The following is a 21,314-nucleotide window of genomic DNA, read 5'->3' on the forward strand; positions in this document are numbered from 1 at the left end:
GGCACTGCGATGTCGGACTGCCCAAGGAGTTCTGTGTGACCTCGCACGTGCGCAATCAGCTGATGGAGGGGCGGGCTTCCCTGCCCCGCGTCGGCTCAGTCGTTCAGTTGGAGACCCAGCACCCGGCGTACGCCGTGCTCGACCCCGATGGAAGCTCGGTCGAGTCGGTGACGCCCTACCTGCGGGACCTCGCTCTGAACGACAACAGCCCAGCAACTAGCCGCAGTTACGCCAATGACCTGCTGCGGTGGTTCCGATTCCTGTGGCTCTTGAACGTGACCTGGGACAAAGCAACGGAGGGAGAGGTAGCAGTGATGGTTGGCTGGCTTCGTACGGCACCGAATCCGCAGCGCCGCCGCACCCGGCCTAACGCGCCGCAGCCCGGCTCGGTTAACCCCCGCACCGGCAAGCGCTACCTCAAGGCCGGCTACGCCCCGGCGACGATCAACCATGCCCTGACCGTGGTGGCCAGCTTCTATGACTTCCACCGTCACTTGGGCAACGGCCCGTTGATGAATCCGGTGCCGGTGTCGGAGGCACGGCGTCGGGCGTTGGCACACCGCAGTCCGGCGGAGGCCGTGCCGGCCTTCCGCCGCTCCCGTCTGCGTCAGCGAGTCCCGGCCACCGAGCCCCGGGCCGTCCCGGACGCGATGTGGGACGAGTTCTTCGCGGCCATGAACCACGACCGGGACCGCGCCGCGGTGCTGCTCTACGTCTCCAGCGGGGCCCGCGCCTCCGAGCTGCTCGGAGTCACCCCGGCTGACGTCGACTGGCCGGCCCAGATCGTCTACGTCGTCTCCAAGGGCACGAAGCTGCGCGAGCCGATCCCGGTGAGCCCGCAGGCCCTGGTGGTGCTGGCCGCCTACCTCGACGCGATGGGCATGCCCGCTCCGCACGAGCCGGTCTTCCGCACCCGCCGCGGCCCGGACAAGCCGCTCACCTACTGGGCGATGCGGCGCGTCATCCAGCGGGCCAACGACCGGCTCGGCACGAACTGGAGCCTGCACGACCTGCGACACACGGCGGCCGAGCGGATGGCCAACGACCCCAACCTGACCCTGGTCGAGGTCCGGGCCATCCTGCGGCATGCGGACCTGGCCACCACCGGCCGCTACCTGCACGCCCGCGTCGAGGACCTCTTCGACGCCCTCCAAGCTCACTACCAGCGCCCCCGCCCCCAGCCCGCCATCGCCCCCGGCTACGACCCGGACGACTTCAAGGCGGTGTTCGGTGGCTGACCTGCAGACCTTCACCACCCGCAACCGCCGCACCGACTACAGCGGCGACGAGCCGTTCGTCCCCGCTCCCGTCACGCGGTTCGCCGGAGCGGAGCTCAAAGCAGCACCGGCGCCGCTGCCCAGCACACCCCCGGGCCCCTTCGGGGACCTGTCGCGGGCCCCGGCCTCCGAGATCCTGCGCATCGTCGAGCAGGTCACCAAGGGCTGGCCGAACCCGGGACGCCGGCGGACAGCCGTCCGGCGGGTCTTCTCCGTCCTGGAGGAGATGCCGGGCGACACCTGGCAGGAAAGGTGGCAGGCCAGTGGCTTCGACGACGAAGGCGCCGAGTCGGTACGTGTCCTGGCGCGCGAGGGCGACCGCGTTGACAGTGCGGATCTGATCGCCGGGATCAAGTTGGCGTTCTGCCTGCGGGTCGTCCGGCCGTCGATCTCCGGCTTCCGCGCGAACCGGTTCCGGGACTACCCGCAGAGATTCCGCGAACTCCAGCCCGATCCGCTGCTGGAGAAGTTCTTCGCCGCGGCCGACGCCTTCGACGTCCACCACATGCACCGTCTCCGGGCGAAGTTCGACCTGACCGCTGCACTGACCACGGGTGGCATCGCGCTGGAGGACCTGACGCCCTCTGCGCTGCTGCACTTCGGCATGGAGTCCAAGCGGCTCGGGGTGACCCACGGCAGCAAGGCGGGGGCGACCCGGTTCGCGGGTCTGGGCACCTGGCAGGTGCTGCACCAGATGGGCCACTTCCCGCCCGGCACCCCGCCGACCCTGCGGGCCTACGTCTATCGCGGCCAGCTCACCGTCACCCAGCTCGTCGACCGCTACCCCATCCAGCACCAGGGCGTCCGCCAGTTGCTGATCGACTACCTGACCCGGCGCCGGGCCGGAACCGACTACACCACCATCACCGCTCTGACCCGCCAGCTCGCGAAGACGTTCTGGGCCAAGATCGAGAAGATCAATCCGGGACAGCAGGACCTGGCACTGAGCCGCGAGGTCTACGACCAGTGGCGCGAGGCCATCAAACAGTGGGACCGCGACGAGCGCCGCACCCGCGCGGACGACTCCGGCATCCTCCTGGCCGTCCGCGCCCTCTATCTCGACCTGCACAGCTGGGCCATCGACGAGCCCGAGCAGTGGGCTCAGTGGGTCGTGCCCTGCCCGATCCGGCCGAAGGAACTCAAGGGGTTCGCCAAGCGCAAGCGGGAGATCCACCAGCGGATGTCCGACCGCATCCGGATCCGCCAGCCACTGCTGCCCACCCTGGTCGCGCACGTCGAAGGCCGCTACGAGCACCTGACGGGCCTGCTCAAGAAGGCCCGCGCGGTCGAGCTCGGAGCAACCTTCGAGCACGACGGGCACTCCTACCGGCGCACGGACACCGACCGAGACCACACCTGGGCCAAAAGCCAGGACGAACCGCTGGTCCGTGTCACCGACGAGGGCGGGCAGGTCCTCAACGTCACGCTCACCGAGGACACCGCGTTCTGGGAATGGGCCGGCCTGGAGATTCTTCGACACAGCGGCATCCGCGTCGAAGAGCTCTGCGAGCTCACCCACCTGAGCATCCGCCAGTATCGGCGCCCGAACAACGAAGTCATCGCCCTGCTTGTCATCGCCCCGTCCAAGAGCGAGCGCGAGCGTGTCATCCCGATGTCCGCGGACCTGTTCCACGCCATCGCCCAGATCATCCGCCGCCTCACCCCCGACGGCCGGGCGGTTCGCCTGCTCAACCGCTACGACCCTCACGAGAAGACCTGGTCAGAGCCCATGCCGTTCCTCATGCAACGACAGAACGGCACACAGCGATCAGTGATCGCCCCGACCACGTTCCTCCACATGTTCGCCCGCAGCTGCGAGGAACTCGCCGAGACCCACCGAGCCTTCGCCGACATGACCTTCACGCCGCACGACTTCCGACGGCTCTTCGCCACCGAGATCGTCAACGGCGGCCTGCCCATCCACATCGGAGCCGCCCTGCTCGGCCACCTCAACCTCCAGACCCTCCAAGGCTACGTCGCGGTCTTCGCCGAGGACATCGTCACCAACTACCAGCGGTTCCTGAACCACCGCCGCTCGCTCCGACCAGAGATCGAATACCCCGAGGTCACACCCGAGGAGTGGGCCGACTTCGAGGAGCACTTCGACAAACGCAAGGTCGAACTCGGCAACTGCGCCCGCCCCTACGGCACCCCCTGCAACCACGAACACGCCTGCATCCGCTGCCCGATGCTCCAGGTCAACCCCAAGATGCTGCCCCGCCTCGCGGAGATCGAGAAGGACCTCCTCCTGCGCCGCAAGCGAGCCCAGGAGGAGCACTGGCTCGGCGAGGTCGAAGGCATCGACTCGACCCTGACCTTCCTCCGCGCCAAACAGGCCGAAGCCGCCCGCCTCACCAAGAGACCCTCCACCGACCTCGGCATCCCACGCCCACGCTCCGAGGAGATCCAGTGACCTACGACAAACCTCGATCCAGTGAGCGCAGACAAGGAAAGAGCAGGTCAGGTGCGCCAGCGATGCGCATACCCTTCTCTCAGCTGTCCGCCGAGCAGTTCGAGCACCCCCACAGCCGCAGTCGCCAGTGGAACGGGATCGGCATGTTCCGCCAAGGCCAGATGGCCTTCCAGCAGTGCCTTCCCCCGCACCGGATCTGCGCTCAGCAGTCTGCGGGGCAACCACTTGCCGGTGCCCGTCCAGGCACCGTGGTGGGCAATGAGCAGATGCGCCGCCTCTCGCAGGGTGAAGTCGGCGAGGGAGAGCTGCTCGTATCGCTCGGCAGGTGGAGTGTCGAGCAGGTCGTCCAGCAGGCTGGTCAGGCCGTAGCGGCCTTGTTCCCACTCCGCCGGCGTGAGCGGCGGCGGACCAGCCGCGAGGACCTCTCGGGCCTGTTCGCGCACACGGGAGAGGTCGCCGTGTGGGTCCAACAACGGCAAACCCTGGTCATAGATGAACAGGACCGTGCCGCGGCGGCGCGCTCTGTCCCACTCGAAGAATTCCGGTATGTCCGCCACGGTGTTCAGGAACAGCTCAGCCAGGCGGCCCTCATGCCGTACTACCTCACGGCGGCTGATATCCGAGTCCGGGAGAAGGACCGCCACGTCCAAGTCGCTGATCTCAGTGGCGCGGCCCTGGGCAACCGATCCTCCCAGCGTGGCACCCAGAGCGTCCGGGTAACGGGTCGTAACCAAACGCAGAGTCTGAGCAACAAGGGCTTCTTGATCATGCATGGGCGCTCATCGTGCCATCCACAAGGAACGCATGCCAGGAGGCGAACCAGCCGATCTGTTCTCACAGTCCAGATCCCCAACGAACCTCGCTCGAGTGAAGTGCAGAGAAGGAGCCTGCTGTGCAACGGAGTGCTTGTCTTCGAGGACACCGGAGAACTCCTCCCCGACGGCCGTATCGTCGCCCCCCACCGGCCGCTCGCGCTCACGTTCGGAAGCGCGGCATGACGATCACCGCAGCCGACCTGGTCGTTCCGTACATCACCGCCCGCGAAGGCGAAGAGGCGGACTCCCTCCTCAACCTGAACGTACGCACCGGTCCTGACCGGCGCCCGCGGCTCGGGTACACGGACGAGGCAGGGCCCGACCGAGATCTCCGCGGCGTGCTGTGGGCGCGGTACTCCATGTCACTCGGCTTCGCGGGACAGCCCACTGGGAACCCGAGGTGGCGGCTGGTGCACCCGCTCCGCCAGCGCATCACGATGGCGCTCCTGCGCTGCCAGGTGTGCACGGTCCCGCTGAAGCGTAGCGACGGCATCCTCTTCGTAGAGACGGCCGACGACGGCGACGACTACACCGGGCCGGTGAAGACCGCGCAGCCGCCGGTATGTCTGGAGCACGCCCGGATGGCGGCCCGGCGGTGCCCCCGGCTCAGGAGCAAGGGACACGTTGCCCTGCTGGCCACGCGGTTCCCGCTCTACGGCGTCATCGGCACCCCGTACCAGTACACCGCCGACGGCATCCAGCCCCTCGCCGCCTCGGACGCTCCCCTGCCCTACAACCACCCCCAGATCGGCTGGTTCCTCGCCTCTCAGCTCGTTCGCGAACTGCGGGACTACGAGGTCGTCAGCCTGGACGATCTTGTGCCCGCCGCATAGACGGCTGCTCGACGGTCCTGGGCAAAGGACCGGACCGTCGAGCAGCACCCCAGAGCTTCCCGGCCCGACCATCGGACCGGGATGGCCAGAACCTGAACCCGTGGCGCAGCCCCGTCGCTACGCCACGGTCCTCAGGCGCTGGCAAGCACCACCTGTCCTACACACCAACGAATCACCTGGAGTTGTTATGACGCGAATCGTCACTAAGAGCACCACCCAGGTCCAGGAGCCGACGGCCGACGGCCAGTCGGACGGGTTCGACCTGAACGTCTCCCTCCTGGAGGTGTCCGATGCGGCCGGGCTGACCGTCCTGACCGACGACGGGTGCGGCAGCTCCTGCGGTGCCTGCGTCACCTTCACCGACTGACCCTGACCGTCTGAACCCGGTCATCAGGTCATGAACCGCGGTCGGTGCTGTCGCGCTACTCGGCGCGTCGGCTCCGACCGTCCCTCCAGACGCACGAAGGGACACGTCACGTGGCTATACCCCCAGCGTTCAAGGCGGGCACGACCGCCCTGGTGCGCGCAGCCGCTCGACCGTCGGTGACCCAGCTTCCCCTACCGGACTTCGACGACCGGTCCTTCCGAGCCGAGGAGCTGGAGGAGGTCACCACCGGACGCCTCGCCTGGATTCGCAGCATCTGGCACGACCCGGGCATCGCACAGGCCCTCCGCCACGCCAGCCCGGTTCTCGCCGCCGAAGTCGAGGTCCTGGAGAGTGCTAACTCCCCTTCTGCCCGCGAAGTCCGCCGCGTTGGAGTGTCGGTGGCGCGCTACCTCCTGCGCGCGCTGCACCGGCCCACACCGTTCGGACTGTTCGCCGGAGTCACCACGGCCACCTTCGACGCCGAGCCCCACTCCCGCTGGGGCCAGAACCACGCGGTCGTGGCCCGCGCCGGTGCGGAGTGGGTAGGGCGGCTGATCGAGCAGTTAGAAAGGAGCGGAGAGCTGCTGCCGCTCCTGTCGGTCGTCGTCAACAACACCACCTTCGAGCGCGACGGCAGTCTCGTCGTCCCCTACCAGGACGACGGGCCGACCGGTCAGCGGCGAGCGGTCGAGGCGTCCGTCGAGCTGTCGGCACCGGTCCGGCTCATCCTCCGCGCGGCCGACGCGCCGATCCGGATCGGGGAACTCGCCGAGAAGCAGATGGCCGAGTTCCCGGCCGTGGCACCGGAGCGCGTCAAGCGGCTCCTCGCGGGCCTGGTGCGCCGACGCGTGCTGATCACCAACCTCCACGCGCCGACGACCGAGACCGACGCGCTCGGTCACCTCGTCACCCAGCTCGACGCGGTCCGTGCCGAGGACATTCGTCTCCTGGCGCCCGTCGTCCGGGAGCTGCGCGCCGTCCACGCCGGGCTGGAGCAGTGCGGCACCACAGAGGGCCGGGACGCCGTAGCGACCCGGATGCGCGATCTGGTGCCGGGCCTCCGCCGTCACCCGCTCGCCCTGGACCTGTGCCTGGACGCCACCGTGGTGCTCCCCGATCTGGTCGCCCACGAGGTCGAGCGCGCCGCCACGATCCTCACCCGTCTCTGCGCCCGCCCGTACGGCACCGAGCCGTGGAACGAGTACCACCAGCGGTTCTACGAGCGGTTCGGCGTCGGCACCATGGTGCCGCTCATGGAAGTTGTCGCGGACAGCGGCGTCGGCTACCCGGACGGGTACCCGGGCAGGCCGACCGACGAAGGCCGGCGGCGCCTGTCGCCGCGGGACGACGTGCTGCTCCGCCTCGCCCAAGCCGCCGCGCTCGACGGCCGCGACGAAGTCGTGCTGACCGACGAGACCGTGGCCGCCCTGGACCGAGGCCCGCAGGAGCCGCGGACACCGTCCCACCTGGAGGTGAGTGTGCGGCTGCACGCGGCCAGCCTCGCCGAAGTCCGCCGTGGGCGGTTCACCGTGGAGTTGACCAGCGTGTCACGCGGATCCGGGGTTACCGTCGGACGCTTCCTCGGCGTCCTCCCTCACGCACAACGCAAGCGCCTGCGCGCGGAGTTGGCTGACCTACCCACGGCCGACGACGGCACGGTGGCGGCGCAGCTCTCCTTCCCCGCGCTGCTGCCCGACACCGCACACGTCACCCGAACCCCGCGCGTGCTGCCGCTGGTGATCAGCCTGCAAGAGCACCGCGCGCCCGACGCCGCAGTGCTCACGCCGGCGGACCTGGCGCTGGCGTGCGACGGCCGCCGGATGTACCTGGCCGCTCCGAGCCGCGGCGTGCGTGTCGAGGCCGTCGGCATGAACGCGCTGAATCTCGCCGAGCACACCCCGCCTCTGGCGCGGTTGATCACCGAGGTGTCCCGGGCGCAGAACGCTCAGGTCACCCGGTTCGACTGGGGCGCCGCCGCGTCGATGCCGTTCCTGCCCCGCCTGCGGTACGGACGCATCGTGCTGGTCGCGGCCCGCTGGCGGCTGGAGGCCGGCGACCTCCCCGACCGTCACCGCCCCGGCGCGGACTGGGACGCGGCGCTGTCCGGCTGGCGGGAGCGCCGCCGCCTACCGCAGCACGTGTACCTCGTCCAGGACGACCGGCGCCTGCCGCTCGACCTCGATGAGCCCGGCCACCGGAGCCTGCTGCGCCGGCACCTCGACCGCGCCGATACGGCGCTGCTGACGGAAGCCGCTCCTCCCGGGGCGGACGGCTGGACCGGGGGCCGGGCCCACGAGATCGCGGTGCCCCTCAAAGCAGTCCGGCCTCCGGCCTGGCCTGCCCTTCCCACGCCGACCACCGCCCGCGCGCTGTCCCCGGCCCAGATCCAGACCCCGGCCACATCCCCAATGCTCCTCGTGGCCCTGTACGGCGACCCGCGGCGTCAAAACGCCCTGCTGGCCCGACACGTGCCCGACCTGATGCGGCGCCTCGGCTCTCCTCCCTGGTGGTACGTCCGCTTCCGCGACCCCCGGCAGCACCTTCGCCTGCGGATCGCGCTGCCCGACCCGGGCGACTTCGCCGACACCACCCGCGCGGTCAGCGCCTGGGCCGACGAGTTGCGGACCGCCGGGCTGCTGGCAGACCTGCGCTACCCCACCTCCTACCGCGAGACGGGCCGGTGGGGCTCCGGACCGGCGTGGGACGCGGCCGAGGCCGTGTTCCGCGCGGACTCACTGGCCACGGTGGCGCAGCTCGCCCAGCCCGCCCGGCCCGCGCAGCGCACGCTCGTGGCCGCGCACTTCTTCGCCATCGCCTCCGCCCTCCTCGGCAGCCCGGACGCCGGCGCGCGCTGGCTGATCGACCACATCGAGCCGACCGCGCCAAACCCGGTACCCCGCTCGCAGTTCACCGACGCCGTGCGGCTGGCAGATCCGCGCGGTGACTGGGCGGCCCTGCGGTCAGCGCCCGGCGGCGCCGCGATCGTGGACGCCTGGGCCGAGCGCACTGCTGCGCTCGCCGCGTACGGGCCGCACCTGTCCGGCCGGCACGCCGACGGCATCGCCGTGGACGGCGTGCTGATCTCCCTGCTGCACGTCCACTTCGTACGGCACGTCGCGGTGGACTTCCCCGAGGAAGAGGTCTCCCTGTATCTGGCCCGCGCCGCCGCCCTGGCCTTCACCGCCCGCGCCGGGAGGCGACCGTGACCCACACAGCAGCCGCGGTGGCCGCCGCCGTCGCCGACCGGCTCGCCCACCCCGACCAGGCGCCGGCGGCGGTCACCGCCCAGGACAACCGGCAGCACCTCGCCTACGGCCCGACCGGCATCGCTCTGCTGCACATCGAGCGCGCCGCGGCCGGGCTCGCCCCCTGGCAGCGCGCCCAAGACTGGCTGTCCGCCGCGGCCCGCGAACCCTTCACCAGCGGCCCTGACAGCCACCCCTTCTACGGCGCCCCGGCGCTCGCCCATGCCGTGGCGTGCGCAGCCGACCAGCTTCCGGACTCCTACCGGCGTGGCCTCGATGTGCTGGACCGGCAGGTGATGACGGACGCCCGGCGGCGGCTGGACGCCGCGCACCGCCGGATCGAGGCCGGGCACCTTCCGGCGCTCGCCGAGTTCGACGCCATCCGGGGCCTGACCGGGTACGGCGCCCACCTGCTGCGCCGCGACCCGGCGGGCCCGGTGACCCGGGCCGTTCTCGACTACTGCGTGCGCCTGACCCACCCGGTCACTTACGACGGCGAACGCCTGCCGGGCTGGTGGGTACCGACCGGGCCGTCCGGCCGACCGGACGACCGCTTCCCCGGCGGGCACGCCAACCACGGCATGGCGCACGGCGTCGGCGCGGTCCTCACCCTGCTGGCGCTCGCCACTCGCTGCGGCACCACCGTCCCCGGCCACCACAAGGCGATGCGCACCATCCTGGCCTGGCTGGAGCGTTGGAAGGTGCCCACCGGGCGCGGCACGGCCTGGCCGTACTGGATCACCCGCGAGGAACTGCGCAGAGACCGGCCCGCGGCCTCGGCACCGCGGCGGCCGAGTTGGTGCTACGGCACCGCGGGATTGGCCCGTGCCCAGCAGCTCGCCGCGCTCGCCCTCGGCGACAGCGACCTCCAGGTCGAGGCCGAAGCCGCCCTGCTGGACGCCCTGAGCGACCGCGCGCAGCTTCGCGCCACCACGGACAGCGGCCTGTGCCACGGCTTCGCCGGACTCGTCCACATCGCGGCGCGTGCCGCCGCCGACGCCGACCGGGCCACCGCCGGCCAGCTCCGCGCGGCTATCCCCGCCCTGCTCACCGTGCTGGTCCCGGCCGGCTCCGCCCCCGGCGACGCCGCCGCCCTGCTGCTGAAGGACGCGGCGGGCGCCGGTCTCCTCGACGGCGCCGCCGGAACCGCGCTGGGACTGCTCACCGCGGACAGCACGGACCCGCCCCGCACTGCCTGGGACGCCTGCCTACTCACCACCTGAATCCGACCGAAGGACTTCTCGATGCGCCCCGACCGCTGGCAGCAGCACAACATCGCCTTCCCCGACCGGAACACGGGAAGGCGCGCAGTCACCGAACGCCTCGCCCCGGCGCTGCTCGCCGCCGAGGCCGACATGCAGCTCAGCGGCTGGTGGTTCATGAACAAGCAGCCCTGGCGCCTGCGGTACGTCGCCGACGAGCCCGCCCCGATCGTGCTGGCCCTGCTGGACGACTGGGTGGCCGACGGCACCGCGCAGTCCCACATGACCGGCATCTACGAGCCGGAGACCGAGGCGTTCGGCGGGGCGGGCGCCATGACGGCCGCGCACGCCCTCTTCCACGAGGACAGCCGCCACCTGCTCGCCTATCCCGTCAAGGACGGGCACCTGGGGCGGCGCGAAACCGCCATCCTGCTGATGAGCAGCCTGATGCGCGCCTCGGGTCTCGACTGGTTCGAGCAGGGTGACGTGTGGGCGAAGGTCTCCGCACTCCGCCCCGGTACCGGCACGCCCGCGTCCACGCGCCTGACCTCGGCGATGAGGAGCCTGATGACCACCGAGGCCCGCAGCCTGTGCCGCGAGCACGGGCCGCTGGACGGCCACGCCGACTGGATCGCAGCCTTCGAGCGCGTCGGCACCACGCTCGCCCACCTCGCCGCCCAAGGCGACCTGACCCGCGGACTGCGCGCCGTCATCGCACACCACACCATCTTCCACGCCAACCGTGCCGGTCTGCCGTCCGCCGACCAGCACGTCCTGTTCCACATCGCACGAGAGGCAGTCATGGGATCGAATGAAAGCACCGCGTCAGCACCCGGATCGGGCTCCGCGGCTCATAGCGTCAGCACGGTGAACACCGACACACTCACCGCCCCCGAGGCCAACGCCGAACAGCTCCGCAACGCCCTGGTCGACCAGATCAAGGCCGACGGCCACGCCCGCACCCCCGCGGTCGAAGCCGCCCTGCGCACCGTGCCCCGGCACCTGTTCGTCCCCGAAACCCCGCTGGCCGACGCCTACGACAACAGCCCGGTCAACGTGAAGTACGACCCCGAGGGCACCTCGATCTCCTGCGCCTCCCAGCCCGCCGTCGTCGCCCTCATGCTGGACCAGCTCGAAGCCCAGCCGGGCGAGCGCATCCTCGAACTCGGCGCCGGCACCGGCTACAACGCCGCCCTGATCGGCCACCTCGTCGGCCCGAGCGGACACGTCACCACCATCGACGTCGATGACGACCTGGTCGAAGGCGCCCGAGCCCACCTCGCAGCCGCCGGAGCCACCAACGTCGAGGCCCTGACGCGCGACGGCGCCCTCGGTCACGCCGAAGGCGCCCCGTACGACCGGATCATCGCCACCGTCGGCGCGCACGGCATCCCCCACGCCTGGCTCGACCAGCTCGCCGAGGGCGGCCGACTCGTCACCCCGCAGCGACTCACGGGCAGCGTCTCGCGCTCCATCATCTACGTGAAGCGCGACGGCCGGTGGCAGTCGGTCGGCTCGGAGATGAACACCTTCATGCCGCTGCGCCGGGGCATCGCCGACGACGACCGCCGCGCCGTCCCGCTCAGCACGGACGGCGCCGTGCGCCTCCAGGCCCCGGCCGGCCTGGCGCTCGACGCCGACGCCCTTGCCGGTGTCCTTGACCAGCCGCGCGTCGATGAGTGGACCGGGGTGACGGTCCGCGCGGGGGAGTCCCCGGAGTGGATGGAGCTGTTCGTCTCCTGCGTCCTGCCATCTGGGCTGATCCGGATGCTCTTCCCTCAGTCGGTCAAGGGCACGGTGCTCACCGAGGACCCCTACCCCTCGGCCACGGCCGCTGTCGAGAAGGGCGCCGTCATCTACCTCGCGCGGCGTCCCTCGGAGCAGAAGACCCCTGAGGGCGCCAAGCTCTGGGAGTTCGGCGTCATCGGCCACGGCCCCGGGAGCGATGAGCTGGCCGCCAAGGTCGCCGACGCGGTCCGCACCTGGGACCGCGAGTACCGCGGCCGGGACGCCGCCTTCGAGATCCTGCCGCTCGATGCGCCCGCGGACGAGCAGCCCGGGGTCTTCGTCCTCGACACCCCGCTGAACCGCGTCCGCGTCACCTGGCATTAGCTGATCCGCCTGCGTGGTGCCCGCCGACCGGCCGGCGGGCACCACGCGGCCCCTCCCCGCTCCTCGTCGTCTTCACCCCGGGGGACCTCATGGACTCGAACGGACCCATAGCGCAGCGTTTCCCGCTCATCTACCGATTCCGACCTGCGTGCCTGCCCCTGCCCCAACGCGTGAACGGCCTGGTCGAACTCGCCGACGCCGCAGCCGCACAGGCTGACCAGGGCCTCGCCTCGGCCGTCTACAACCAGGCCGCCCTCATCGCCTCCGACCTCGGGCTCCCCGACCTCGCGCGGAAGATGTGCCACCAGCACGCCGCCGCCTACCTCCACGCCGCCCCCCTGCCCGGCATGAGCGCGATCCGCGCACTCGAACCCGTGGTGAACCTCGCACGCCTCCAGATCCGCGCAGGCGCCGCCGACGACGGGCGCCACCGTCTGCTGCACCTCTTCGACGCCGTCACCAACGGCACCAGCGCTCAGTTCGAGGGGGTCCACGTCCCGGCCGACCTCACCCTCACCGACACCGACCGCCACGAGGTGCGCACCTGGCTGTGGAAGGTCGTCCTGGCCGACGGCACCCGCACCCTGACCACGACCGGCCGCTGGGCGGAAGCCCTGACCCACATCGAGGAACACCGGGGCATCGGGCAGCGCATGCTGGACGGCCGCCAGGTCGCCGTTCTGGCCGCACTCAGCCACACCCTCACCGACGCCGCCGCGCTCATCACCATGACCGCACCCGGAGAACGCTGGGAGAACGCCGTCACCGGCTGCCTCGACGTGATGTGTAGAAAGGCCCTTCGCGGCCCGGCCTTACCCCTCCTCGACACGCTGGTCGAGGACTACGTCGAGCACCAACCCGACCAGGGCATGACCGTCTTCGATACGCGCCTCGGCCTGACGATCCTGGACCTGCTGGAGCCGCACCAGGAAGACGCAGCGCACCGGATGGTTGCAGAGCTCCACCGCCGGGCCGCCGTGGCGACCGATGGCTACGCCGCCCGCGAGTGCCTGGCTGACCACCGGTTCACCAGCCTCGCCGAGCCGCACCAGGTCGAGGCGGCCCGACGGCTTGTCCATACATGCGCGTTGGGGAGGGGCGGCCTCCCCGAGCCCTGGCTCGCAAGGATGACAGAGGCGTTGCGGGGCAGCGACGAGTTGATCCGCGCCAGCGTCGGGCCCTCCCGCCCCCAGCAGGAGGGACTGGCGCACAGGGTTGAGGTGTAACGCCTGGGCAGCCAGAGCAGCCCACCCTGCACGGCGTCGAGCACCAGGGGAGTCAGGGCGCGTGGCGGCGCTCATCGTCGGTAGAGGGCTCTATGAGCGACGAACTGAACAGGCAGGAGAGAGGCCAGATACAGCACGTCCGCGAGTTGGCCCGCCGATCACCTCAACCTCTCTACGCTGGAGCACCATGAGGAAGGTCGTCGTCGTCGGCTGCGGAGGCAGTGGCAAATCCCACGTGGCCCGCGAGCTGGGCAGGATCCTCGACGCCCCGGTGACGCACCTGGACGCCGCGTTCTACGACGACAGGTGGAACGCGTTGCCCATAGACAAGTTCACCGACGTGCAGCGCGAGCTGGTCGCGCAGCCGCGGTGGGTGATCGACGGCAACTACAACTCGACGCTGCAGGTACGGCTCGAAGCCTGCGACACGGTGGTCCTGATGGACGTGTCGACCGTGGCGGCCCTGTACGGGATCTTCTCCCGGCAGATCCGGCACGGGGCCGGCCACAAGGGCAACGGAGTGCACAACCGCATCCACTGGGGCGTGATCAAGTACGTCGCCACGTACCGGCGCAGGATGCGCCCCCGTGTGATGGCGAAGATCGAGGAGTTCGGCTCCGGCACCGACGTGGTGCTCCTGGCCAACCGGCGCCAGACGCACCGCTGGCTGCGGAAGGTCGCCGCCGAGCAGTCCTGAACGGCCCGCGCCCCCGGACCGGGGGCGCGGCGTGAATGAGCCCGACCGTCGTCTTCAAGAACAGCGAGCCTGCGCGAACCCTCCGCCGGCCGGAATCGTGGGGGCGATTGCCGCGCACTTCACGCTCACGGGCTCCGGCCGACGAAGTTTGCGACCGGCAATAGCTCAAGTGAGGGCTGTTCGCCGGGGTGTGGGCCGACAGGCCAGATCGTCCGAATGTCTCTTTGTGGGCTATTTTTCCGGTTCGTAACCAACCGCATGTCTGGTTTTGGGTGTGAGGTATCTCGAATCGACGACGAGCTGGCCGCTTGGCCCCACGTGTGGGGGTGTGCGCAGCGATTGACAAAACAGCACGTCAAAGCCTTGATCAATCTTCAGTAGTGGTCTTTTCTCGGTTTGCTCCGAAGCGTGAGCGCTACTGCTATACCGACCGCTAGCCAGGTTTTGGTCAAGATCCGCTCAGCGTTTCGCGTACTGTCCAAGAAGTTCCCGAAACCTCCGGCGAGGCGAGTGGCGAGAGCGTTGCTCATTCGCTGCAGCGACACATGGGCATCGATGTGGTGCTGGTTCGGTTGGGTTGCGGTGGTGTCGCACCGGAGGCACCCGAAGGGCGACACCGCGCGCCGGGCCTGCGTGGAGGGAACCGAGAGTCAGCGGCGCGGTCGCGCCTAGCTCGGGGGGAGCTAACTGGTAGAAGGGATTTGTCATGTGGTCTGGGAAGATCCTTCGCACTGAGCCCACGGGGCCGGCTCGGGGCGGAGAGCCTCAGAGGGGACTGGGCCGCCGTCGGGCGGTGGAGAGGGACCTGCATCGCTTCCTCCGTCGGGAGCTGCAGGACCTCGGTGTTCATCCGCCGTTGGACGTGGAGCAGCTGTGCTCGGCGCTCAGCCGTCGGCGCGGGCGGCCCCTTTACCTGCGGGAGGCGCCGCTGCCGAAGCCCGGCCCGACGGGGATGTGGGTCGAGTACGACGCCTATGACGTGATCTTGTACCAGCAGGAGACGACCCGTCTGCATCAAGATCACATCAAGCTCCACGAGATAGGGCACATCCTCGTGGCGGAGGCCGAGGACGCCGAGCAGGCGTCGGCCGAAGCGACGGGGCGGCCCCCCGCGCTCGACCCCGACGAGGAGTCGGCCGTCTTCGTGGAGGGTTGGGCCGCCATGCTGCCGGTCTTCGACCCCGAGACGATCAAGCGGGTCGCGCGCCGGTGCGCGTACGACGACGGTGAGGAGTGCTCCGTCGAACTCGCTGCGACGATCATCCTGGAGTGGGCGTCGGTGCTGGACGACTCCACTCCCCTCTCGGAGGACCCGTCGCTGCGGCGTGTGCAGTCGGCCCTCGGCGACCGGCGGGGATGGCTGTAGCCCGTGGAACTGCTACTCCTGGGGCTCGTGGGCGCCCTTGCCTGGAAGCTCTACAAACTGTGGCGAGCCCCCCATGACGCGCCTCTGCGGTCGGTGACCCTCTGCCTGCTCTGCGCCACGCTGTCTTATCCCATCGCTATGCCGGGTGGCGCGACCGGCGTCGACACGGTTGCGGGGCACGGGGTGGCGAAGTTGGTCCAGAACGTACTGCTGCTCTTCGCGATGTACTTCCTGATGTGCTTCTACCTCTACTCGGCCGCCGACGCGGAGGCGAGCCGTCGCAGGGCACGCAAGGAGGCGGTCGTCGTCGGGGCCGTCGTGGTGGTTATCACCCTGGCTGCCGTATCGGTGCCGCACGAGGTCTTCGCCGGCAGTTTCAGCACCGCGGACATGACGATCCCGCAGATCGCCGTCTTTTACGGCGGAGCCGGGTGCTACCTGACGTACGTCCTGGGCCTCGCCGCTCGGTGGACCCGCACCTACGCCCGCATGTCCCGTCGCCCCCATGCAACAGCACTGTGGATGGCGGCCGTTGGCCTGGGTGCGATGGCCGTGGCCTGTGCGATCCGGGCTGTCATCGTCGCCGCTCGCTGGTTCGAGATCGACGTACCCCAGCGCCTGATGGCTGCCGTCGCGTTCCTGTTGGTCGCATCCATCCTTCTGTTCACGGCCGGCATCGTCCACACGGGGGTCCGCGCCCGAATATCTTCTTCGAAGCTCTGGCTCCAGCACCGACGTGATTACCGCCGCCTCGCCGCCCTCTGGGAGCTGTTGGCTGAGGCGTTTCCCGACAACGTGCTGCCGCCGGCGTCCTCGTCCGCTCATGACCGACGGCGTGCTCGGGGAGTTCACCGGCGTTACCACCGCCGCATCGTGGAGATCCGGGACGGCCTGGTCGCCATCAGTCCGTACCTCCTGGAGGACGACACCGGCATTGCAGCGCCCGACCTCGACTCGGCAGAGCTGGCAGCCCGGCTCCGCCGCGCTTCCGCCCGGATCAAGGAGGGAGCCCTCGCACCCCGCCGGGCGGTCCCCCTTGCCATGGCCCTGGGGAGCGACCGAGCGGCAGATGTGAAACAACTGATTGCGGTGTCCGACGCGCTGGTGACAGACCGCGCGACCCCCCTCACGATCAAGGAGGCACCATGCTGATCAGCGGACGACGTGTGCTCGTCGACACGGGCACGTATCTGGACGATGGCGCCATCCTGATCGAGGGCGACTCGATCGTGGCTGTGGGGCCGCGCAAGGAGATCGAGGAGCAGACCGCCGCCGACGTGCCCCGGTCGGTGTTCGACGGCACCCTTCTGCCCGGGTTGATCGACGCCCACGTACACCTCATTTTCGACGGGGGTCCCGACCCGGTGTCCGCTCTCCAGGACTCGACGGATGAGGCCCTGCTCGCGGACATGCGCCGACGCGCCGAGGAACTGCTACTCAGCGGCGTCACCACGGCCCGTGACCTCGGAGACCGGAACGGGCTGGCCCTTCGCCTGGATTCGGAGATCGCCGACCGGCGCACGCCGGGACCGAGGATCGTCTCCGCAGGCACGCCCCTGACCACCCCCGGCGGACATTGCCACTTCCTCGGCGGTGAGGTCTCGGGCGAAGCCGAGATCCGCGCCCTCATCCGCCTCAACCTCGAACGAGGCGCTGGGGTCATCAAATGCATGGTCACTGGTGGCGGCCTCACCCGTGGCGGGCCCGCAAGTCACGAATCCCAGTTCTCCGCAACGGAACTGCGACTTCTCGTGGATGAGGCTCACACGGCAGGCGTCCCCGTCGCAGCCCACGCGCACGGAGCCGACGGCATCGCAGCAGCCGTGGAGGCTGGAGTGGACTCCATCGAGCACTGCACGTGGATGACCGGCGATGGCCTCGACTTCCGCCGGGACGTGGTGCAGCAGATCATCGACCGCGACATCACCGTCTGCCCAGCGGTGAGCCCCCACTGGCGGATGCTCCCCGCGATCTTCGGCGAGGAGCGCGCCGCCGCGATGTTCGACCTGGTACGCCAGATGGCGGACGCGGGTGTGAAGCTGATCGCCGGCACGGACGCCGGAGTGCAGCGTGCCAACTTCAGCGGCCTGGTACCTGCCCTCTCGTTCTACGCCCACCTCGGCCTGGCGAACGCCGAGATCATCGACATGGCGACGACCGCAGCAGCCACAGCCCTGGGGCTCGGCTCCACAACGGGCCGCATTGCTCCGGGCTACCGAGCGGATCTCATCGTTGTCGACGGGGACCCGCTCTCGGATCTCGACGCCCTCAAGAACATCAAGGCCGTATTCGCCTCCGGTCGGCGACACGAGCCCAACGCACCAGCGGAGTAGTCGGTGCTGACCGAGCCCTGCTCTCCCGGAGCCTCCAGCGCCCCGGAGGGCAGGGCCCTACTCGGCGTCTTCGGAGCCGACCTGTTTCTCGAACTCGGTCTCAAGGTCCGTCAGGAGCGAGAGAACCTCGGGCGACAGACCCTTCGGGCCGAGGCCGCGGGCCCGAACCCGTCTGATCCCCCCGTTCTTGGAGGCCAGCAACACACGAATCCCCTGGTACACCTGGCGGGCGACAGCGTCGTCCGGCTCGAAGTACATGCGCTCGACGCCGAAGAACTCGGCAAGGCCCTCCAGGACAACCGGGGGAGGGCTGTCGGCCTCGCCAGTACCTGTTCGGAGGGCCTCAACCTCATTGGCCGTGACAACCTCTGATCCTGCATGCCGGTTCACCGCCTCCGAGATCTCCTCGTCTCCTGGAGCCGCGCCCGCAGGGTAGGACTGCTCCAACAGGAAGCTGATCTTCTCCCCGAGCGTACGGGGAGACTCCTCGGCCTCGGCGCCGGCGACGCTCTCGTCCCCGGCTTCTTCGACGGTGTTCCCGAACGAGCGCTCCTGAGCTTGCTCCAGCACCCTCTCCGATACGCCGTACGCCGCTGCCAGCTTCGGCACGTACTTCTCCTTGAGCCGCCGTACGCCGTTCTCGGCCGCAGCCACCGGGCCGTCGCTCTTCGTGCCGATGAACTTCGCCACCTCGTACCGGTAGAGGCCCGCGTCGCATCGCAAGTCGATCAGATCGGGTGAGCCTTCACGGGGGAACAGCTCATCCAACGGTTTCCGGAGTACGCGCGCGATGCCCGGCAGCTTCTCCTGGTCCGGGACGCTTGAGCCCAACTCCCACCCCGCCACGGTTGAGTCCGCAGCGTCGACGGCAGCGCCCACCTCGGCCTGCGGGATCTCTGTAGCCCGTCGTACGGCGCGCACCACTGTTCTGTCGAAGTGGCGAGCTGGCATCGAGACCTCTTTTTCGTGCGAGTCGAAGAAATATCGGCTCGTTGACCTTTCGCGCGAACCGGGATAGCTTCAGACTACCGAAAAACGGGATGCCGTGCATCCCTCTCCGTGACAAGGCTGTGTGCCTGCCGAGGACGTGAGGCTGAGGAGGAGAACACCTCCTTCGGCGCGCCCGGCAAGAGGGGGCGCCGGCCGAACACAGGTCAGGGAGGGGCGAGGGATGCACGCCAGCGGCCCGTAACTCGACGAAGCAACGAAAAACCGGCGCCCGGGAGTTACCAGCTCCCAAGCGCCGGGCCGGCACCCCGAAGGGCGCCGATGCACATCTCGCGGGCGGCGGGGCTTTTGCACGAGAACCACCGCACCGCGGTCCTACAAACCACGGAGTATCGCATGCCTGCCATGCCGAGCGGAACCCCGGCCTGCCCGGACACCAGCCGTCGACACCGCCTTGCCGCCCAACTCGCCGACATGATCTCCGGCGCAGCCACCATCCGGGTCAGCCTCACCGACCCGACGCAGGTCTGGCCGCACCCGCACACAGTCGTGCAGGACGAGACGGGCAGGACGCTGGAGCTGGGCCGGACGACGTCCAGGGTCGCCGCCCGCTGGATCCTGAGGGTCTGGCCGGACAAAGACTGGACCCGCCCGCACACCTTCCGCCTCGCCGACACCACCCTCACCCGCAGCGACTTGATCGCCGCCATGCGGGGCCGCTGACGTGCCCAGGATTCGAACCATCAAGCCGGAGGCGTTCACCTCCGAGTCTCTTGCCGAGGTGAACGTCGCGGCCGAGCGGACCTTCTTCGGCCTGCTCACCCAGGCCGACGACCATGGTCGTCACCGGGACAACGCCGCGATCATCGCGGGGCTCCTCTGGCCCTTGCGCGCCGAACACACCTCGGTCCACGTCGAGGACGACCTCCACCAGCTCGCGAACGCCGGACTGATCTGCCGGTACACCGGATGCGACGGCCGCCGCTATCTCCACATCGTGACCTGGTCCGAGCACCAGAAGATCGACAAGCCGAGCCAGTCGCGCCTGCCCTCGTGCCCGCAGCACCAGGCTGGTGACCGGTGCGCCCCCTGCAAGGGCTCCTGCTCGCGGAGGGGGAAGGGCTCGCCCACTACTTCCCGAGGACTCGCTGAGACCTCGGCGAGGGCACCCCGAGCTCTCGATCTGCCCGCCGCACCCTCCTCGACGGTGTCGGAACAGGCAGACGGGCCAAGCGCCGACCGGCAGGACGCCGCCGATGGAGCCAGCAGCGCACCCGGGCGGACCGGAGTTGAAAGTGCAGGTCAGAGGGTTGTCTCCGGCGGCTCCCCGAACCTTCCCCGAAGCCTCCCCGAAGGCTCGGCGCCTGGATCTAGGATCTTGGATCCTGGATCTCTTGTCCCTACGGGGCGCACAGCGCCCGCAGCCGGCATCTCCGCCAGGGACCTCGTCGGGGAGTACGTCGCCGGGTGCGACCAGCGCCCCCCGAGCGACGTGATCGGGCACCTCGGCCGGATCATCAAGAAGCTCTTGGACGAGGGCATCGCACCGGTGCACATCCGAGCCGGGCTGGCGAACTTCACGGCCAACCCCAAGCACCCGAGCGTGCTGACCAGCATGGTCAACGAGGCGATGAACGCTCGTCCCGGCGGTTTGGCGCGGCCGGGAATCCGGCCTAACGTGCCCGCCCACCAGGCGTGGACCAACCCGGCCAACGCTTTCGCCGCCTACGCCGAGGAGCTGTGATGCACACCCGTCACCGCGAACCGCAGCTCCTCGGCAACGAAGCCACGCTGGAGCGCATGGCCCGGATTCTGGCCGCCCGCAACATCGACCTGGCCGACGCCGCGCTGCCGGACGACGCCGAGACCTTCTCACCGCTGGACGCTCTGCTCGCCGGGATGCCCCCGCGCTATCAAGCGGCTGTCGCCGACCACCCCAGGGTCCTGGAGTGGGTCCGGAAGGTCACCGACGCGGCCGTCGCCCCCAGCCGAGGAGCCCGACGACAGGTCACCACCGGCCCTAGCTTGCTGATGGCCGGGGTCGTCGGCGCGGGCAAGACGCACCAGGCGTACGGCGCGGTCCGAGCGCTGGTGCAGAGCGGGGTCGGCGCGCGCTGGCGGGCGACCACCGCCGCCGACCTCTACGCCGATCTCCGCCCCCGGCCCGGGGTGGACAGTGAGCGGGAGCTGGCGGCCGTCAGCCGTTGCCCACTGCTGATCATCGACGACCTCGGCGCGGCCAAGGCGAGCGAGTGGGTCGAGGAGATCACGTACCGGCTGATCAACCGGCGGTACAACTACGAACTCCCCACGCTGATCACGACCAACCTGGCGATCAAGGACCTGCGTTCCTACCTCGGGGACCGAGTCGCCAGCAGGCTCGCGCAGATGACCACCCGAGTCGAGTTCGAGGCCGTCGACCGCAGACGCCACAGCGCCGCCGCCTGACCCTCCACAGGCCACCCCGCCGGACCGCGCCC

The 21,314-nt window shown here is 69.8% G+C and carries 18 protein-coding genes; 16 read left to right on the plus strand and 2 right to left on the minus strand.

Annotated features, from left to right (window positions below):
- Positions 1-35 precede the first annotated feature (35 nt).
- Together D3105_RS00115 and D3105_RS00120 are read left to right on the plus strand one after the other, a co-directional pair.
- Complete coding sequence (locus D3105_RS00115; protein WP_240646745.1) at positions 36-1,238, plus strand: tyrosine-type recombinase/integrase; 1,203 nt, start codon at positions 36-38, stop codon at positions 1,236-1,238.
- Entirely contained in the window at positions 1,231-3,690 is a 2,460-nt protein-coding gene (locus tag D3105_RS00120; protein WP_118898970.1) for a tyrosine-type recombinase/integrase, read from the plus strand. Before D3105_RS00115 ends, D3105_RS00120 begins: the two co-directional genes overlap by 8 nt.
- A 47-nt stretch (positions 3,691-3,737) precedes the next feature.
- Here D3105_RS00120 and D3105_RS00125 read toward each other — a convergent pair whose 3' ends face one another.
- A complete protein-coding gene (locus D3105_RS00125; protein ID WP_118898971.1) occupies positions 3,738-4,463 on the minus strand; it encodes a nucleotidyltransferase domain-containing protein in 726 nt (241 codons plus the stop codon).
- Here D3105_RS00125 and D3105_RS35945 point away from each other — a divergent pair.
- The 11 genes from D3105_RS35945 to D3105_RS00175 all read left to right on the plus strand — a co-directional run bounded on the left by D3105_RS35945 (position 4,458) and on the right by D3105_RS00175 (position 17,886).
- Entirely contained in the window at positions 4,458-4,688 is a 231-nt protein-coding gene (locus D3105_RS35945; protein ID WP_425315717.1) for a DUF5999 family protein, read from the plus strand. The genes D3105_RS00125 and D3105_RS35945 overlap by 6 nt on opposite strands.
- Positions 4,685-5,338, plus strand: a complete 654-nt coding sequence (locus D3105_RS00130; protein ID WP_118898972.1) for a hypothetical protein — start codon at positions 4,685-4,687, stop codon at positions 5,336-5,338. The genes D3105_RS35945 and D3105_RS00130 overlap by 4 nt, the downstream gene beginning before the upstream one ends.
- 187 nt (positions 5,339-5,525) lie before the next feature.
- Entirely contained in the window at positions 5,526-5,705 is a 180-nt protein-coding gene (locus D3105_RS00135; protein WP_118898973.1) for an FxLD family lanthipeptide, read from the plus strand.
- 110 nt (positions 5,706-5,815) lie between these two features.
- Positions 5,816-8,911, plus strand: coding sequence for a lantibiotic dehydratase (locus tag D3105_RS00140; RefSeq protein ID WP_240646746.1), 3,096 nt, complete (start codon positions 5,816-5,818; stop codon positions 8,909-8,911).
- Positions 8,908-10,173, plus strand: a complete 1,266-nt coding sequence (locus D3105_RS00145; protein WP_118898974.1) for a lanthionine synthetase C family protein — start codon at positions 8,908-8,910, stop codon at positions 10,171-10,173. Before D3105_RS00140 ends, D3105_RS00145 begins: the two co-directional genes overlap by 4 nt.
- A 21-nt stretch (positions 10,174-10,194) precedes the next feature.
- Positions 10,195-12,264 carry a methyltransferase, FxLD system gene (fxlM, locus tag D3105_RS00150; protein ID WP_118898975.1) on the plus strand — a complete coding sequence of 690 codons (2,070 nt, stop codon included), beginning with the start codon at positions 10,195-10,197 and terminating at the stop codon, positions 12,262-12,264.
- An 89-nt stretch (positions 12,265-12,353) separates the two neighbouring features.
- Positions 12,354-13,490, plus strand: coding sequence for a hypothetical protein (locus D3105_RS00155; protein WP_118898976.1), 1,137 nt, complete (start codon positions 12,354-12,356; stop codon positions 13,488-13,490).
- 187 nt (positions 13,491-13,677) lie between these two features.
- Positions 13,678-14,187: a topology modulation protein gene (locus tag D3105_RS00160; RefSeq protein WP_118898977.1), complete on the plus strand. Its 510-nt coding sequence runs from the start codon at positions 13,678-13,680 to the stop codon at positions 14,185-14,187.
- A gap of 862 nt (positions 14,188-15,049) precedes the next feature.
- Positions 15,050-15,553 (plus strand): hypothetical protein, encoded by a 504-nt coding sequence (locus D3105_RS00165; RefSeq protein ID WP_240646754.1) that lies wholly within the window; start codon positions 15,050-15,052, stop codon positions 15,551-15,553.
- A 3-nt stretch (positions 15,554-15,556) separates the two neighbouring features.
- A complete protein-coding gene (locus D3105_RS00170) occupies positions 15,557-16,705 on the plus strand; it encodes an MAB_1171c family putative transporter (RefSeq protein WP_118898979.1) in 1,149 nt (382 codons plus the stop codon).
- The gene (locus tag D3105_RS00175; RefSeq protein ID WP_118898980.1) at positions 16,699-17,886 is read left to right on the plus strand and encodes an amidohydrolase family protein; all 1,188 of its coding nucleotides are present in this window, start codon (positions 16,699-16,701) and stop codon (positions 17,884-17,886) included. The genes D3105_RS00170 and D3105_RS00175 overlap by 7 nt, the downstream gene beginning before the upstream one ends.
- A 57-nt stretch (positions 17,887-17,943) precedes the next feature.
- Here D3105_RS00175 and D3105_RS00180 read toward each other — a convergent pair whose 3' ends face one another.
- Positions 17,944-18,837, minus strand: coding sequence for a helix-turn-helix domain-containing protein (locus D3105_RS00180; protein WP_118898981.1), 894 nt, complete (start codon positions 18,835-18,837; stop codon positions 17,944-17,946).
- A 393-nt stretch (positions 18,838-19,230) separates the two neighbouring features.
- On the opposite strand from D3105_RS00180, the gene D3105_RS00185 reads away from it, so the two are divergent.
- Genes D3105_RS00185 through D3105_RS00195 form a run of 3 tightly spaced genes read left to right on the plus strand, consistent with a single transcriptional unit; the run spans position 19,231 to position 21,282 of the window.
- Positions 19,231-19,557 (plus strand): transcriptional regulator, encoded by a 327-nt coding sequence (locus tag D3105_RS00185; protein ID WP_118899034.1) that lies wholly within the window; start codon positions 19,231-19,233, stop codon positions 19,555-19,557.
- A gap of 1 nt (position 19,558) precedes the next feature.
- Entirely contained in the window at positions 19,559-20,578 is a 1,020-nt protein-coding gene (locus D3105_RS00190) for a hypothetical protein (RefSeq protein WP_118898982.1), read from the plus strand.
- Positions 20,578-21,282: an ATP-binding protein gene (locus tag D3105_RS00195; protein ID WP_118898983.1), complete on the plus strand. Its 705-nt coding sequence runs from the start codon at positions 20,578-20,580 to the stop codon at positions 21,280-21,282. Before D3105_RS00190 ends, D3105_RS00195 begins: the two co-directional genes overlap by 1 nt.
- The last annotated feature ends 32 nt before the right edge of the window (positions 21,283-21,314 follow it).

Source organism: Streptomyces globisporus (assembly GCF_003501885.1).
Classification (GTDB): Bacteria; Actinomycetota; Actinomycetes; order Streptomycetales; family Streptomycetaceae; genus Streptomyces; species Streptomyces globisporus_D.

Excerpts from the sequence above, each read along its gene's own strand:
- D3105_RS35945 (WP_425315717.1), top strand. The coding sequence starts at position 4,458 with ATGCATGGGCGCTCATCGTGCCATCCACAAGGAACGCATGCCAGGAGG.
- D3105_RS00125 (WP_118898971.1), bottom strand. The coding sequence starts at position 4,463 with ATGCATGATCAAGAAGCCCTTGTTGCTCAGACTCTGCGTTTGGTTACG.
- D3105_RS00130 (WP_118898972.1), top strand. The coding sequence starts at position 4,685 with ATGACGATCACCGCAGCCGACCTGGTCGTTCCGTACATCACCGCCCGC.
- D3105_RS00135 (WP_118898973.1), top strand. The coding sequence starts at position 5,526 with ATGACGCGAATCGTCACTAAGAGCACCACCCAGGTCCAGGAGCCGACG.
- fxlM (WP_118898975.1), top strand. The coding sequence starts at position 10,195 with ATGCGCCCCGACCGCTGGCAGCAGCACAACATCGCCTTCCCCGACCGG.
- D3105_RS00155 (WP_118898976.1), top strand. The coding sequence starts at position 12,354 with ATGGACTCGAACGGACCCATAGCGCAGCGTTTCCCGCTCATCTACCGA.
- D3105_RS00160 (WP_118898977.1), top strand. The coding sequence starts at position 13,678 with ATGAGGAAGGTCGTCGTCGTCGGCTGCGGAGGCAGTGGCAAATCCCAC.
- D3105_RS00175 (WP_118898980.1), top strand. The coding sequence starts at position 16,699 with ATGCTGATCAGCGGACGACGTGTGCTCGTCGACACGGGCACGTATCTG.
- D3105_RS00180 (WP_118898981.1), bottom strand. The coding sequence starts at position 18,837 with ATGCCAGCTCGCCACTTCGACAGAACAGTGGTGCGCGCCGTACGACGG.
- D3105_RS00185 (WP_118899034.1), top strand. The coding sequence starts at position 19,231 with ATGCCTGCCATGCCGAGCGGAACCCCGGCCTGCCCGGACACCAGCCGT.
- D3105_RS00195 (WP_118898983.1), top strand. The coding sequence starts at position 20,578 with ATGCACACCCGTCACCGCGAACCGCAGCTCCTCGGCAACGAAGCCACG.